The sequence below is a fragment of the Pigmentiphaga sp. H8 genome (assembly GCF_003854895.1).
Taxonomy (GTDB): domain Bacteria; phylum Pseudomonadota; class Gammaproteobacteria; order Burkholderiales; family Burkholderiaceae_B; genus Pigmentiphaga.
The window spans coordinates 5,427,511-5,442,521 of the sequence record NZ_CP033966.1; the positions used below are offsets into that span (position 1 = coordinate 5,427,511).

At 68.1% G+C, this 15,011-nt stretch carries 14 protein-coding genes; 5 read left to right on the forward strand and 9 right to left on the reverse strand.

Annotation, left to right across the window (positions count from 1 at the left end; all coding sequences use genetic code 11):
- Positions 1-5 precede the first annotated feature (5 nt).
- A complete protein-coding gene (glmU, locus tag EGT29_RS25620; RefSeq protein ID WP_124691642.1) occupies positions 6-1,388 on the forward strand; it encodes a bifunctional UDP-N-acetylglucosamine diphosphorylase/glucosamine-1-phosphate N-acetyltransferase GlmU in 1,383 nt (460 codons plus the stop codon).
- Between the two features lie 4 nt (positions 1,389-1,392).
- Here glmU and EGT29_RS25625 read toward each other — a convergent pair whose 3' ends face one another.
- Positions 1,393-1,863, reverse strand: a complete 471-nt coding sequence (locus tag EGT29_RS25625; protein WP_124691643.1) for an Lrp/AsnC family transcriptional regulator — start codon at positions 1,861-1,863, stop codon at positions 1,393-1,395.
- Positions 1,864-2,033: 170 nt separating this feature from the next.
- On the opposite strand from EGT29_RS25625, the gene glmS reads away from it, so the two are divergent.
- The gene (gene glmS / locus EGT29_RS25630) at positions 2,034-3,866 is read left to right on the forward strand and encodes a glutamine--fructose-6-phosphate transaminase (isomerizing) (RefSeq protein WP_124691644.1); all 1,833 of its coding nucleotides are present in this window, start codon (positions 2,034-2,036) and stop codon (positions 3,864-3,866) included.
- Positions 3,867-4,013: 147 nt separating this feature from the next.
- On the opposite strand, the gene EGT29_RS25635 is transcribed toward glmS, so the two are convergent.
- Positions 4,014-5,705 (reverse strand): FAD-dependent oxidoreductase, encoded by a 1,692-nt coding sequence (locus EGT29_RS25635; protein WP_124691645.1) that lies wholly within the window; start codon positions 5,703-5,705, stop codon positions 4,014-4,016.
- An 83-nt stretch (positions 5,706-5,788) separates the two neighbouring features.
- On the opposite strand from EGT29_RS25635, the gene EGT29_RS25640 reads away from it, so the two are divergent.
- Entirely contained in the window at positions 5,789-6,241 is a 453-nt protein-coding gene (locus tag EGT29_RS25640) for a MarR family winged helix-turn-helix transcriptional regulator (RefSeq protein ID WP_238160207.1), read from the forward strand.
- Between the two features lie 32 nt (positions 6,242-6,273).
- Here EGT29_RS25640 and EGT29_RS25645 read toward each other — a convergent pair whose 3' ends face one another.
- The 6 genes from EGT29_RS25645 to EGT29_RS25670 are packed head-to-tail and all read right to left on the reverse strand — an operon-like array spanning position 6,274 to position 11,788.
- Entirely contained in the window at positions 6,274-7,296 is a 1,023-nt protein-coding gene (locus EGT29_RS25645) for an amidohydrolase family protein (protein WP_124691646.1), read from the reverse strand.
- A 21-nt stretch (positions 7,297-7,317) separates the two neighbouring features.
- On the reverse strand, positions 7,318-7,986 hold the full coding sequence (locus tag EGT29_RS25650) for a cysteine hydrolase (protein WP_124691647.1): 669 nt from the start codon (positions 7,984-7,986) through the stop codon (positions 7,318-7,320).
- A gap of 25 nt (positions 7,987-8,011) precedes the next feature.
- Positions 8,012-8,968, reverse strand: coding sequence for a tripartite tricarboxylate transporter substrate binding protein (locus EGT29_RS25655; RefSeq protein WP_124691648.1), 957 nt, complete (start codon positions 8,966-8,968; stop codon positions 8,012-8,014).
- A gap of 9 nt (positions 8,969-8,977) precedes the next feature.
- Complete coding sequence (locus EGT29_RS25660; RefSeq protein ID WP_124691649.1) at positions 8,978-10,177, reverse strand: FAD-dependent monooxygenase; 1,200 nt, start codon at positions 10,175-10,177, stop codon at positions 8,978-8,980.
- Between the two features lie 5 nt (positions 10,178-10,182).
- Entirely contained in the window at positions 10,183-11,166 is a 984-nt protein-coding gene (locus tag EGT29_RS25665) for a tripartite tricarboxylate transporter substrate binding protein (RefSeq protein ID WP_238160208.1), read from the reverse strand.
- 16 nt (positions 11,167-11,182) lie between these two features.
- The gene (locus EGT29_RS25670; protein WP_124691650.1) at positions 11,183-11,788 is read right to left on the reverse strand and encodes a nuclear transport factor 2 family protein; all 606 of its coding nucleotides are present in this window, start codon (positions 11,786-11,788) and stop codon (positions 11,183-11,185) included.
- Between the two features lie 229 nt (positions 11,789-12,017).
- Between EGT29_RS25670 and EGT29_RS25675 the strand changes: the two genes are divergently transcribed.
- Complete coding sequence (locus EGT29_RS25675) at positions 12,018-12,968, forward strand: LysR family transcriptional regulator (RefSeq protein ID WP_124691651.1); 951 nt, start codon at positions 12,018-12,020, stop codon at positions 12,966-12,968.
- On the opposite strand, the gene EGT29_RS25680 is transcribed toward EGT29_RS25675, so the two are convergent.
- Positions 12,965-13,909: a LysR family transcriptional regulator gene (locus tag EGT29_RS25680; RefSeq protein ID WP_124691652.1), complete on the reverse strand. Its 945-nt coding sequence runs from the start codon at positions 13,907-13,909 to the stop codon at positions 12,965-12,967. The two genes, EGT29_RS25675 and EGT29_RS25680, sit on opposite strands and share 4 nt — an antisense overlap.
- Positions 13,910-14,013: 104 nt before the next feature.
- Between EGT29_RS25680 and EGT29_RS25685 the strand changes: the two genes are divergently transcribed.
- Positions 14,014-15,003 carry a tripartite tricarboxylate transporter substrate binding protein gene (locus tag EGT29_RS25685; RefSeq protein WP_124691653.1) on the forward strand — a complete coding sequence of 330 codons (990 nt, stop codon included), beginning with the start codon at positions 14,014-14,016 and terminating at the stop codon, positions 15,001-15,003.
- Positions 15,004-15,011: the final 8 nt, after the last annotated feature.

A 15,011-nucleotide genomic window follows, 5' to 3' on the forward strand; every position in this document is an offset into this window, starting at 1 on the left:
TGCAAATGCTCAACATCGTGATCCTGGCCGCCGGCATGGGCAAGCGCATGAAGTCCGACCTGCCCAAGGTACTCCACGGGCTGGCGGGCCGCCCCATGCTGACCCACGTGCTCGGCGCCGCGCGGGCACTGGACCCCTCCCGCATCGTCCTGGTGGTCGGCCACGGCGCCGACACGGTCAAGCGCCACTACGAACAGGACACGGACCTCGGATTCGTTTTACAACAACCGCAGCTGGGCACGGGGCACGCCGTGCAACAAGCGGTACCCGAGCTGGCCGGCAGCGACGCCCCGGGCGACGTCACCCTGGTGCTGTATGGCGACGTGCCGCTGGTGAACAGCGACACCCTGAAACGGCTGCTGGATGCCCAGGCCTCGAAGCCCGGCGCGGTGGCCGTGCTGACGGTGGAGCTGGACGATGCCACCGGCTACGGCCGCATCGTGCGCAACGGCGCCGGCTCCATCGACCGGGTGGTCGAGCACAAGGACGCCTCGCCCGAGGAACGGGCCATACGCGAGATCAACACCGGCATCCTGGCCGCGCCCACCGCCGCGCTCAAGCGCTGGCTGGCCGCGCTGAAGAACGACAACGCCCAGGGCGAATACTACCTGACCGACATCATCGCGATGGCCGTGGCGGACGGCGTGCCGGTGCTGTCCGCCGCCCCCGGCCACGATTGGGAAACATTGGGCGTGAACAGCCGCGTGCAGCAGGCCGAACTGGAACGCATCTACCAGCGCGCCCAGGCCGAGCGCCAGCTGGAAGCGGGCGTCACGCTGGCCGACCCGGCCCGCTTCGACGTGCGCGGCAGCCTCCACTGCGGCCGCGACGTCTTCATCGACGTGGGCTGCGTTTTCGAGGGCAGCGTCGAACTGGCCGACGGCGTCTCGGTCGGGCCGAACTGCGTGCTGCGCGACGTGCGCATCGGCGCGGGCACCCGCGTGGCGGCCTTCAGCCACCTGGACGGCGCCGCCGTGGGCGCCGACGCCCGCATCGGCCCCTACGCGCGGCTGCGCCCCGGCACGCAACTGGGCGACCAGACGCACGTGGGCAACTTCGTCGAAATCAAGAACAGCAGCTTCGATGCCGGTTCCAAGGCCAACCACCTCAGCTACGTCGGCGACGCGACCGTGGGCGCGCGGGTGAACATCGGCGCCGGCACCATCACCTGCAACTACGACGGCGTCAACAAGTCGCGCACCGTGATCGAGGACGACGTCTTCATCGGCTCGGACACCCAGCTGGTCGCCCCCGTCACGGTGGGCCGGGGCGCCACGCTGGGCGCCGGCACCACGCTGACCAAGGATGCGCCCGCGGACAAGCTCACGCTGACCCGCGCCCCGCAGACGACGGTGGAAAGCTGGAAGCGGCCGGTCAAGAAGAAGTAAGGCCTCAGATCGCGACCCGCGTATCGAACTTGCTCCGGTGCACCGAAAAGAACGTGCGCACGTTGCGCACGTTGCCCTGGGCCGTGAACGCCCGGTGCGCCAGCGCATGGTAGGCGGCCATGTCGGGAACCTGCACCACCAGCACGAAATCCGGCCCCGTCGAGACCCGGTAGCATTGGGTCACGGCGGTTTCTTGCGCCATGGCGGCCTCGAATTCGGCCATGCGCTCGGCCGCCTGCACGTCCAGCGTGATCTCGACGATACCGGTCAGGCCCGCGCCCACCTTCTCGGGCGAGACGATAGCCACCTGTTTCTCGATCACCCCCTGCTCGATCAGGCGGCGGACGCGGCGCAGGCAGGTCGGCGCCGACACGTGCACGCGCGCGGCCAGCTCCTGGTTGGTCAGCGTCGCATCGTTCTGCAAAACCGACAGAATGCGCCGGTCGACGTCGTCGAGATCCACGGTCGCGCTCATGGCAGCCTAAGAGATGAAATTTTCCATAACTATTATGCTAATTTTTTCATAAAAATTCTTCCACCTGAAAAGACGAAATTTTCACGAAAAAATACCTAAAAATAGTAATTACATTTCTCCGCGAAAAGACCAGAATTGCGCCGAACCCGTTCATCAAGGACACAAGCACCATGTGTGGCATCGTCGGCGCCGTCGCCCAACGCGACATCGTTCCCGTTCTGATCGAAGGCCTGAAGCGCCTGGAGTACCGCGGCTATGATTCCTGCGGCGTGGCCGTCCACCTCGAGGGCGAACTGCGGCGCACCCGCAGCACCTCGCGCGTGGCCGAACTCGAATCGCTGATCGCGGGCGAGAAGGTGGCCGGCTTCACCGGCATCGCCCATACCCGCTGGGCCACCCATGGCGCCCCGGCCACCAACAACGCGCATCCGCACTTCTCGGCCGACCGCAACGGCCGCAGCCGCGTCGCGCTGGTGCACAACGGCATCATCGAGAACTACGAGGAACTGCGCACCGAACTGCAAGGCTACGGCTATGAGTTCGAAAGCCAGACCGACACCGAGGTCATCGCCCACCTGCTCAACCACCTGTACGACGGCGACCTGTTCGCCGCCATGCAGCAGACGGTCAAGCGCCTGCAGGGCGCCTACGCCATCGCCGCGTTCTGCCGCGACGAACCGCACCGCGTGGTCGGCGCCCGCCACGGCTCGCCGCTTATCGTCGGCCTGGGCGAGAACGAGAACTTCCTGGCCTCCGACGCGCTGGCCCTGGCCGGCACCACCAACAACATCATCTACCTGGAAGACGGCGACGTCGTCGACCTGCAACTCGCGCGCGTCTGGATCGTCGACGAGAACGGCCAGCCGGTCGAGCGCCCGGCCCGCGCCGTGATCGCGCACACCGCGGCGGCCGACCTGGGCCCCTACCGGCACTACATGCAGAAGGAAATCTTCGAGCAGCCGCGCGCCATCGGCGACACCCTGCAGGACATCGAGACCGTCACGCCCGAGCTGTTCGGCGACACCGCCGCCAGCGTCTTCGACCAGATCGACTCGGTGCTGATCCTGGCTTGCGGCACCAGCTATTACGCCGGCCTGACCGCCAAGTACTGGATCGAGGCCATCGCCCAGGTGCCCGTCGCCGTCGAGATCGCCAGCGAATACCGCTACCGCACCAGCGTGCCCAATCCGCGCAGCCTGGTCGTCACCATCTCGCAGTCGGGCGAAACCGCCGACACCCTGGCCGCGCTCAAGCACGCGCAGCAGCAGGGCATGAAGCACACCCTGACCATCTGCAACGTGGCCACCAGCGCCATGGTGCGCGAATGCACGCTGAACTTCCTGACCCGCGCGGGCGTGGAGATCGGCGTCGCGTCCACCAAGGCCTTCACCACCCAGCTCGTGGGCCTGTTCCTGCTAACGCTGGCGCTGGCCAAGAGCAAGGGCCGCCTGTCCGAGGAACAGGAAGCGGACCACATCCGCTCGCTGCGCCACCTGCCGGTCGCCATCCAGGCGGTGCTGGCCCTGGAGCCGCAGATCATCTCGTGGGCCGAGGAGTTCGTGCGCAAGGAAAACGCGCTGTTCCTGGGCCGCGGCATGCACTACCCGATCGCGCTCGAAGGCGCGCTCAAGCTCAAGGAAATCAGCTACATCCACGCCGAGGCCTATCCGGCCGGCGAACTCAAGCACGGTCCGCTGGCCCTGGTCACCGACCAGATGCCCGTGATCACCGTGGCGCCGCAGGACGCCCTGCTCAAGAAGCTGCAATCGAACATGCAGGAAGTGCGCGCGCGCGGCGGCCATCTGTACGTGTTCGCCGACGCGGGCAGCAACATCCGTTCGGAAACCGGCGTGCACGTGATCCGCATGCCCGAACACTACGGCTGGCTGTCGCCCATCCTGCACGTGGTGCCGATGCAGTTGCTGGCCTATCACACGGCCTGCGCGCGCGGCACCGACGTGGACAAGCCGCGCAACCTGGCCAAGAGCGTGACGGTGGAGTGATGCCACGGGGCCGGCGATACGGCCCCGCTACGCCTAGGCAGATGGCGGCGGCCTGATCCCGGCGGGGGCCGCCGCTTGGCACGCCTGCTCGCACAAGGGAAATTGCCGTATCTCCTGCACGGGCACATCGTCGCGATGCGCGCCGATCTAAGCCCGGCGGCCGGTCACCCTTTCCAGGACGGCGCGCGCCTCGTCGGCGCTGCCCCCCCGCCAGGCGACGATCTGGTCGGGCCGGATGAGCACCAGCGGCGCTTCGTACAACGCGCGCAGCGCGGGTGAGGCCAGCCGGACGGGCGTCAGGTCGATGGCCAGTTCATGCGCGGCGGCCTCGAAGCCGGCGTGCGGCGCCTCGTCCTCGCCCAGCACCAGCAGCGTCCATTCGCGGTGGAACAGGTCGAACAGCGACCGGCCGTCCTCCAGCCACATGTGCGGCGGGCGGCCGCCGGGACTGGCGGTAGGAATGTACTGGTTGGGCTCGTCCGGCGGCGGCGGCACGCCGTCGCCCACGATGATGGGCGAGCCGTCGTAGCGGCCGCCGAACGTGACGCCGGGAATGTTGAACTCCAGCCGCGCATGCTCGTCCAGGTGGCGCGCGGCCGCCGCGCGCTCGGCCTCGCCTTGCGGCGTGTCCGCTTCCAGCACGGCCCTGGCCTGGAACAGGCCCACCGAATCGGCGAAGCGCCGGGCAAAGCCGGTATTGCGCTCGGCCAGCGGCCTGCGCTCGGCCTCGTAGCTGTCCAGCAGCGCTGGCGGTGCCTGCCCCTTCAGCACGCTGGCAAGCTTCCAGGCCAGGTTCACCGCATCCTCGACCGCCGTGTTGTAGCCCAGGCCGCCGGTGGGCGTGAACAGATGCGCCGCGTCGCCGGCGATGAACACGCGGCCGCGGCGAAAGCGCCGGGCGACCAGCGCGTGGCCGGCCAGCCAGGTGCCCATGGACAGGATCTCCATCGGCACGTCCATCCCCACCGCTTCGGCGAAGATGCGGCGGGCGTCCGCCTCGGTCCAGCTTTCCGGGTTCTCTCCGGGGTGGACCGCCGCATGGAAGGCGAACTCGGCCACGCCGTCCACCGACGCCATGAAGGCGCGCCGCTGATGGTTGACCGCGACGTACATCCAGGCCTTGGGATGGGGCAGCCTGGACAGGAAGTCGGGCGAGCGCAGGTAGATGGCGAACATCTTGCCGCCCATGAACTCGCGCTGGATGCCCGTCTCTCCCCCCCACTCCACCCCCAGTTGCCCCCTGACGAAGCTGCGCGCGCCGTCGGCGCCCACCAGGAACTTCGCTTTCACCTCCACGGGTTCGCCGCCCTCCATGGGCTGCACCCGCGCGGCGATGCCATCGTCCTCTTCACGGAATTGCTTCAAGGCCCACCCATAGCGCAGGTCGATCGACGGCCAGGCCTGCGCATGCCGCCGAAGCGCCGATTCGACGAATTTCTGCGACACGCGGTGCGGCAGTTCGGCGGCGCTCCAGGAGCCCGTCATCGTCTTGATCCGCACCGCGGCCTCGGCGGCGGTGGGCAGCTTGATGCGCGCGAGCTCGTGGCCCGCGTAGCGCGTGAAGTAGGCGATGTCCGTGGGATGGTCGGCCGGCAGTCCCAACGCCCGGATCTCGTGCGCGAAACCCAGCCGGCGGAAGTGCTCCATGGTGCGGGCCTGGGTGGCATTGGCCTGCGGATTGAAGGCCGTGCCGGGCTTGGCGTCCACGACCAGGCAGCGCACGCCGCGCGGCCCCAATTCGTTCGCCAGCATCAGTCCGCACGGGCCGCCCCCGGCGACCAGCACATCGACCTCGAGCCGGGCCGGCCCCCGGACAGTAGACTGTGCGCCGTCAAGCATCGTATGTATCCTTCTTCGGGTGGCCCGGTTCGATTTATTTAGGTTACCAAAGCAAATAACCCCGCACAATCCGATTCGATCCCGTGAAAACCCTTGATAGCAACGCCTACCGCTGGCGCACCCACAATCCCGGCCGCGTGCTCAACAGTGCCTTGCGCCGCTTCGAGCAGCGCGTCATGGACCTGATGACCGAGGCGGGACACGCCGAAACGCGCCGCTGGCACGTGAACCTGACGCGCCACCTGGACCTGGAGGGCACGCGCATCACCGATCTGGCCCGGCGCTCGGCCATGACCAACGCGGCGATGAACGAATTGATAGGACAATGCGAGGAACTGGGCCTGGTGGAACGCGTGGCCGATCCGGCGGACAAGCGGGCCCGCATCGTGCGCTTCACGCCCGCGGGGCTGGCGTGGCTGGATGATTTCGGGCGGGCCGTGGCGGTGGCCCAGGAAGAGATGGTCAAGGAAGTCGGCAGCCGCAGCCTGTCGGTCCTGTTGAAGGACCTGGCCGCCTACGCCGCGTCGGTCGACTAGCTGGGAGCCGGCCCTTTCGCCGGCTCCCCTCCCTACTTCAAGTCCTCCTCCAGCCCCAGCAGCTTGAGCGCGTTCAGCAGGTAGATCTTCTTCTTGTCGTCTTCGGCAAGATCCAGCGACTCGATCGAGCGTATGCCCTCGCGGATGAACATCGGTCCTTCCTCGGGATCGAACGGGCAGTCGCTGGCGAACACCACCTTGTCGCTGCCGAAGAAGTCCAGCCCGCAGCGCAGGGCCGAGGCCGAGCCGCCCAGCACGGTGTCGGCGTAAAACATCTTGAAGTAGTCGATGGGCTTCTTCGCCATGCGATCGAGCAGGCCGTTGTAGTCGTCCTCGACGCTGCGGCTTCCCAGCTGGGCCCACAGCGTCTCGGCGCGGCCGCCGAAGTAGGGAATCATCGCGCCGCAGTGGTGCGTGATGATGCGCAGCTCCGGCAGGCGGTCGAACATCTGCGAGAACACCATGCGCGCCATGGCCACGCTGGTCGCGTACGGCCAGCCCAGGACCTGCCAGATCTCGAACCGGGACTTGTCCTCGGCGGGATAGTCGGCCTGCGACGCCGGGCGGAACGGATGCATCCAGACCGGAATGCCGTGGACCCTGGTCGCCCGCTCGAACACGGGGAAGAACTCCGGATCGTCCAGCGGACGGCCGTTGACGCTGGTGGTGACCTGGATGCCGCGCGCGCCCAACGTCGTCACGGCCCGATCCATTTCCTCGAGCGCGGCGGGCACGTTGTTCATGGGCAGGGCCGCCACGAACGCGGGAAATACCTGGGGCGAACGCGCCACGATGGCCGCCATGTCGTCGTTGGCCACGCGGGCGAAGCCGGGCGACTGGTCGGCATTGCCCAGGGCCTCGGGCGGCGGCAGCGCCAGGGTCAGCACCTGCTGCACTTCCGGCCACTGCGACAGCATCTCCATCCGGGCGTCCATGTCCCACAGCATGCGCAGGTTGCTCATGCGCTTGATAAGGCCCGGATCCTTGGCATGCTCCTTCATCAGGTCCAGGTAGCGCCGCGGCATGATGTGGCTGTAGATGTCGATCTTTCTCATGGTTTTCCGTCTCCCTGGCCGCTACGCGAGGCGCGCCGCCATTTCTTCCACCCGCATCACGTCGCCGAAGTTCTCGATGAATCCCGACAGCGCGGCCACGTGCGCGGACGCCAGTTTTCCCGCCAGCGCATCGGCCAGCATGATGGTCTTGAAGTTCAGCATCATGGCGTCGCGTCCGGTGGACTCGCAGCACACGTTGGTGACCGTGCCGGCGATCAGCACCGTATCGATGCCACGTCCGCGCAGGTCGGACTCCAGCGGCGACGAACCGTGGACCAGGGCGCTGAAGGTGCGTTTGGTGACCTGCAGGTCCTGCGGCTCCACCTCCAGGCCGCTCCACAGGGCGAAGCCGTCGCTGCCCGGCTTGAGCCCGGCCCTGCGGCCACGCTCCTGCTGCGGCGTCAGCAGGTGGTCGTGCATGACGGACCAGAACTTTTCCGCCCCGTCGGACGAGGTCGAGACCCAGACCACCGTGCCGCCGCGGCTGCGCACCACGCGCGCGGCCTCGTTGACCTTGGGCACGATCTCGCGGGCGGCGGGCACGGAGCTGGGATACTCCGGCTTCATGAAGTAATTCTGCAGATCGATGACCACCAGGGCCGTGTTGGCCGCGGCGATGCTCTCGTAGGCATGCAGGCGGCCGCGGCGGGCCACCACACGATCGATGATTTCCTGGCTGATGCCGTACATGCGGCGCTCCTTTCTCGGATTGTTCTCAGTCCACGCTGATGCGGGCCGCCTTCACCACCGCCTGCCAGCGCGCCAGTTCCGCGCGCAGGTGCGCGGCCAGCCGCTCGGGCGAACCCCCGGCCGGATCGATGCCCTGCTGCCGCAGGGTGGCCACGACCTCGGGACGGGCCAGCGCCTCGTTGACCTCGCGATTGAGCCGGTCCACGGCGCTCCGGGGGGTGCCGGCGGGCGCCAGCAGTCCGTACCAGACACCGACCTCCACCTTGGGCAGGCCCTGCTCGCGCAGGGTGGGCACGTCCGGCAGGCCGGGGAAACGCCCGGCGCTCATCACCCCCAGCACCTTGACCTTGCCGCCCGTGGCCAGCGGCAGCACGGTGTCTATCGGCACGACCATGGCCGAGATGTGGCCGCCGGCCAGGTCGGTCACGGCGCCTGCGGTGCTCTTGTAGGGCACGTGGAACAGATCGACGCCGGCCTCCAGCTTGAACAGCTCCATGGCCAGGTGCTGCGGCGTGCCATTGCCGGGAGACGCATAGTTGATGGCGCCGGGCGTCGCCTTGGCGAGCTTGATCAGTTCCGGCACCGACGCGGCCTTGAGCGTCGGCGCCACCGCCAGGGTCATCGCGCCGGTGCTGAGCAGGCCGATGGGCGCGAAGCTCTTGACCGGATCGTAGGGCAGCGTGCGGTTGACCGCCGCGTTGGTGGCGAAGGTGGTGGCGGCCAGGAGCAGCGTGCGGCCGTCGGGCGCGGCGCGCGCGACGTGGTCGGCGCCGATGTTGCCGCTGGCGCCCGGCCGGTTCTCGACGATGACCGGCGTCCCCATCTGCGCCGCCAGCTGCCGCCCCAGCACACGGGCGATCACGTCCACGCCCGTTCCCGCCGACGTCGCGACGACAATGGTGGTCGGCGGGCCGGATTGTGCCTGCGCGGGCAGGCTGGCCGCGCAGCACGCGGCGGCGAACGTCAGGTACAGGTATCGCATGTCGGCTCCTCAGTCTCCCGCCAGCGCTACCGTCAGCGGATCGTAGGAATACAGCCACTGCGCGCGGCTCTTGTTCATGTCCTTGCGCTGGAAGGCCTGCCGCATCTCGTTCTCGTCCTCGATGCGGTAGAGATCGCGGTTCTCGGCCGATTCGCGCACCACGGCCGCGGTGCGGTCCATGCGGCTGTTCTGGTAGCTGCGCAGCGCGCCGGCGACGCTGCCATGCTCGTCCAGGCAGCGCGCCAGCACCGCGCCGTCCTCGATGGCCATGGCCGCCCCCGAGGCCAGGTAAGGCAAGGTGGGATGCGCGGCATCGCCCAGCAGCGTCGCCCTGCCGGTGCTCCAGTTGTCCACCGGCGTGCGGTCGTTCAAGGCATAGCGGTAGCAGCCATCGCGGTCGATGGCGTCGATCACCGTCTGTATGGTGGGATGCCAGCCTTCGAAGTCCGCCTTTAGATCGGCCCAGGGCCGCCGCTGCGTCCACGATTCGTTCTCGGGCTGCGCATGCTCGACCAGCCCGACGAAGTTCATCAGCTTGCCGGCGCGCAGGTAATACATCACGGCGTGCTTCTTCGGCCCGCACCAGACCGTGGACACGGTATCCATGATGCCGGCGGGCAGGCGGTCCGTCGGAATCACCGCGCGCCAGGCGATGTCGCCGGTGTAGCTGACCGGGGTGGCCCCCAGGATCTGCGCGCGTATGGCCGACTTGATGCCGTCCGCGCCCACCAGGACCTCGCCCGTGGCGCGCGTGCCGTCGGCCAGCCGCAGCGTGACGCCGTCGGCGGTCTCGTCGAAGCCTTCCGCCCGCGCGTTCAGCGCGATGCATTCCGGGTCCAGCGCCAGCACCGCCTTCGCCAGCAGCTCGTGCAGGTCGGCGCGATGGATGTGGAAGTACGGCGCGCCGTTCGCCTGTTCATGCTGCGCGCCGAGCGGGATGCGATGCATCATCTCGGCCGTGTCGAAGCGCCGGAACTCGAACGCCAGCGGCCGCACCACGGTCTTCTCGAGCTCCTCACGCAGCCCGAGGTCGTACAACACCTTGACCGCGTTGGCGCTGGACTGGATGCCGGCGCCGATCTCGCCCAGAGCGGGCGCCTGTTCGTACACGCGCACGGGAAATCCGCGCTTGAGCAGGCTGGCGGCGGCGGTCAGGCCGCCGATGCCGGCGCCGACGATGATGATTCGGGGTTTCTGGTCTTTCTTCATGTCGTTCAATCCGCGCTGATGCGGGCCTTCCTGATCACATCCGCCCAACGGGCGTGTTCGGTGGAAACCAGCTGGCCGAAAGCCTCGGGCGTGCCGGACGCGACGGTCAGCCCCTGCTTGTCCAGGCTTTGCTGGATGTCCGGCGTGGCCAGTACCTGGTTGATCTCGCGGTTCAGGGCCGTCACGATGGCCTGGGGCGTCCTGGCGGGGGCCAGCATGCCGAACCACAGGTCGACGTCGGCGCCGCGCACGCCCTGTTCGGCCAGCGTGGGCACGTCGGGCATCACCTGGATGCGGCGCGGCTGGGTGGCGGCCAGCACGCGCAGCTTGCCGGACTGCTTGAGTCCCAGCGCGGTATTGGCCGGCAGGATCATGGCCTGCACCTGCCCGCCCAGCAGGTCCGTGACGGCGCCGGCCGATCCGCTGTAGGGCACGTGCATGATGTCCACGCCGGCATGCAGCTTGAACAATTCCATCGCCAGGTGCTGCGGCGTGCCCTTGCCCGGCGAGGCGTAGGCGTACTGCCCCGGCCTGGACCGGAAGGCCTTGACCGCCTCGTCCAACGTGGCGGCCGGGAAGGCCGGATTCACCGCGAACACCAGCGCGCCGACCGCCACCTGCCCGACCGGGACGAAGCTGGTCAGCGGGTCGTAGGGCACGCTTTTGAAAAGGCTGGGGTTCATCACGAAGGTGCTGACCGTCATCAGCAGCGTGTGCCCGTCCGCGGCGGCATTGGCGACGTATCCCGTGCCGATGTTGCCGCTGGCGCCGGGGCGGTTCTCGACGATGACGGGCTGCCCCAGCCGCTGCGCGAGCCTGGGACTGATCGTGCGCGCCAGGGTGTCCATGCTGGTGCCCGGCGTGTAGGGCACGACGATGGTGATCGGCCGTTCGGGCCACGCGGCCCGTGCCGCGCCCGTCCAGGGCAGCAGCGCGGCGGCGAGCGACACCGCCAGCAAGGTACGGCGCGGGAACATTGAGTTGGTCATTTGCTGTCTCCTTGCGTCACCGCTCCAGCGGACCGCCGGCCAGCCAGCTCGCGCCGCGCCGGTACAGCGTCTCCACTGCCTCGCCCTTGAGCATGGGCATGTCCATCTTGACCCGGTAGCCGATGCGGGTCTGGATGTAGGCCAGGTGCCGATACCCCTCGGGCATCCGCGCCAGCTCGTCCTGGCCCAGCGTCAGCTTGGCGCCGGGATCCACCGGATCGACGCGGTCCTTCTCGTAAATGGGCTGGCGATGCAGCAACTGCCACCGGCCCTCGTGCCTGACCAGGAAGTCGTAGAAGCGGCCCGTGCACACCACGTCGCACGGCACGCCATCGATGGGGCCGCGCTGCGAGATGGTCATCTTGGTCTGGGCGATGGCGCGGTCGCCCTGGACCTCGACCGCCGAGCCGCCCAGGAAGTGAAGAATGCTTACGCCCTTGTCCCACCCTTCGCGCGTGACGCGGATGAAATCGGCGTAAGGCCCCTGGAACCAGGTGGCCATCATGACGCCCTCCGGATGCCAGACGGTGGCGAACCGTTCCCAGTCCCCGGCATCGCGCCACACCGCCCATCGTTCCACCAACTGCCGGATTTCCCGCTCGTCGTTCCAGGCGTCGCTCATGTCGTCTCCTCTGCTCGTGATCGATGGCCCAGCCTTGCGCCGGACAAGCCGGGTCCCTTCGGCTTGTCGCTTCGAAGCCGAACCGCGACGCTCCTGCCGGAGCGGAGGGGGAGATGGGAAAGGGCCTGGAACGGCGCATGTTCCGGGCGTTTTGTGTATGCGGCAGATTCTAGGAACCGCATGTTAATTTGTCTAATATATCTCTTATATCTATTGATTTTCTGACCTTATGAATCTGAGTATCCGGCACTTCAAGGCGTTCCTCTGCATCGTGCAGACACGAAGCTTCACGCGCGCCGCGGAACAGCTGCACATCAGCCAGCCGGGGCTCAGCCTGATGATGCAGGACGTCGAAGGCCAGCTCTCGTGCCGCCTGTTCGAACGCACGACGCGATCGGTCCGCCTGACGGCGGCGGGGCAACGGCTGCTGCCAGTCGCGCAGCAGGTCGTGGACGAGGTCGAGACCATCGCGCCCGTCCTGAGCCAGCTTTCCGAGACGCGCCGCCGCACGCTGCGCGTGGGCGTGCCGCCCATCTTCTCGGCCAGCGTCATGCCCCACGTCTACATGCGCCTGCGCAAGACCCAGCCCACGCTCGATCTCCACATCCTGGACCTGCCCAAACCCGAGGTCGAACGCCAGGTGCAGAACGGCGAACTCGACTGCGGGCTGGGCGTCTTCCCCAAGCGGGTCCTGGAGGTCTCGCGCCGGCCGTTGTTCGAATTCGATTTCGTGTACCTGGAATCCCGCGCGGCGCCCTTCCGCTCCAGGGCGAAAGGCAGGAACGCCAAGCGGATACGCTGGGACGAACTGCCGGCGGTGCCTTTCGTCGAACTCCATCCGGCGCAGGACCTGCAGCAGCAGATCAACAAGTGCCGCGCCGCCCGCGGCATGGCGCGCACCGACGGCATCCGCATGAACCGGCTCGAATCCCTGATCGGCATGGCGGCGGCCGGCGTGGGGCCGACCATCATCCCGACGTTCGCCGCCCCGATCGGCACGGAGTTCCAGGTGTCGACCGCGCTGCTGACCGATCCCGTCCTGACGCTGGACTTCCATCTGATCATCAAGCGCGGCCGCGAGCAGCCCGCCGTGCTGGAGGCATTCACCCGCACCCTGCTCGAAGTGATCGAGGAACGCCGCGACCGGATCTACCGCACCGCGGGCAAGGACTGGAGCTAGGACCGCGCGGCCGGCGTCCTGCGGTCGTGGCGCGGGAAGTTCTCGCGCAGGAAATCGGCGAACGCTTCCGCCGCCGGCGACAAGGTCCGCTGCCGATGCCGCATCAGCGCGATCGGACGCTTGATCCGCTGCGGCTCGAACGGCTGCATCGCCACGTCGGCGAACTTCTGGACGATGGGCCGCGCATGGCCGGGAATCAGTGACAGCCCCAGCCCGGCATCCACCATGCCGATGGCGGTCCAGACGAACGCGACTTCGCACGCGGGCGTAAGCCGCACGCCGACCTGCGCGGCATGGTAGTCGACCAGGTAGCGGGTGGAGTTGTGTTCCCCCAGCGCGATGAAGGGATGGGCGGCGATGTCCTTCCACGTTGGACGGCGCCGGGGCCCCCAGCCGTAGCTGCGGGGATGGATCAGCAGCAGATCGTCGGTCAGCAGGGGTTCCGCGGCGACGAAGGGCGTATCGGCCGGCAGCACGCCCAGCGCGAGATCGACCTCGCCGCTGGCGACAAGATCGATGATTTCGCCGCCCGGCGTATCGCGCAGGACGATGGTGATGTGCGGATACCGCGCCTTGAACGTGCCGATCAGGCGCGGCACCAGCAGCGAGGATTGCAGCGGCGAGCAGGCGAAGCGCACGCGTCCCCGGCGGCGGTCGGCCAGTTCGCGCGAACCGGCGATGGCCGCGCCCAGGTCCTGCAGGACGCGGGCGGCGACGGGATGCAGTTCGGCTCCCGCTTCGGTCATGCGCACCGACCTCGTGGTCCGGTCGAGCAGTTTGAGCCCAAGCTCCGACTCAAGCTCGCGTACCAGCAGGCTGACCGCGGACTGGGACAGGTTGAGCAGGGTGGCGGCCGAGGTGAAGCTGCGCGATTCGGCCACGCAGACGAAGGCCCGCAGCTGCTTCAGGGACAGATTCCCCAGCGAGGCGTGGAAACTCATTGGTCAACCTCATCAATGAATGAGAATAACTCTCTGGAATAATAAATCGTCTGGCGCTGTAATGCTCCCTCCAGAAAAATGCACGATAAGAGGAGACAAGCGCCATGGAGACTGGGATACGGTCGTTACGCCGCCGGTGGGCGGCGCCGCTTGCGGCCCTGGCGGCCTGGACGGTGGCGACGCTGCCGGCCGCGGCCACCGCCGCGCAGAACACGATCACGATCGTGGTCGCCTCTTCGCCCGGCACCGGGCCGGACATCCTGGCCCGCACCGTCAGCCAGCAATGGGCGGCGAAATCCGGCACCGCCGCGGTGGTCGACAACCGCCCCGGCGCCAGCGGCAACATCGGCGCCGACCACGTCGCCCGTTCGCGGCCCGACGGCTCGACGCTGCTGGTGGCGGCGACGACCTTCGCCACCAACGCGGCGGTCAACCGCACGCTGCCCTACGATCCGGTCAAGGACTTCGCCCCCATCGCGCTGCTGGGAACCGGCACGCTGGCACTGGCCGTGCCCCCCTCGTTCCCCGCCGAGACGCTCAAGCAGTTCGTCGCCAAGGCCAAGGCCGCGCCCGGCACGATCAACTATGGCTCGCCCGGCAACGGCACCCCGCAGCACCTGGCCATGGAGCTGTTCAAGCAGGAAGCGCACATCGACCTGTTCCACGTCCCCTTCAAGTCGGCGGGCGGCGCGGTCAACGATCTCGCTGGCGGGCACGTCTCGGCCATGATCGTTCCGCTGCACACCATTCAGCCCCTGGTCCAGGGAGGCAAGCTGCGCGTCCTGGCCGTCATGAGCGCCCAGCGCGCGCCATCGCTGCCCCAGGTGCCGACCTTCCGCGAGGAAGGCTACGACCAGGTGCAGGTCGACGTCTGGTACGGCTTGCTGGCGCCCGCCGGCACGCCCGACGCGGTGGTCCGCAAGCTGAACGCGGAAGCGAACGAGGCATTGAAGAACAAGGACGTGGTGGCCAGCCTGGCCAAGGTGGGCATCGAACCGGCCGGCGGTACGCCCGCCCGCATGGCCGACACGCTGGGCCTGGAGCTCAAACGCTGGCCCCCCGTCGTACGCGCGGCAAACATCACGGCAGACTAGGAACACAA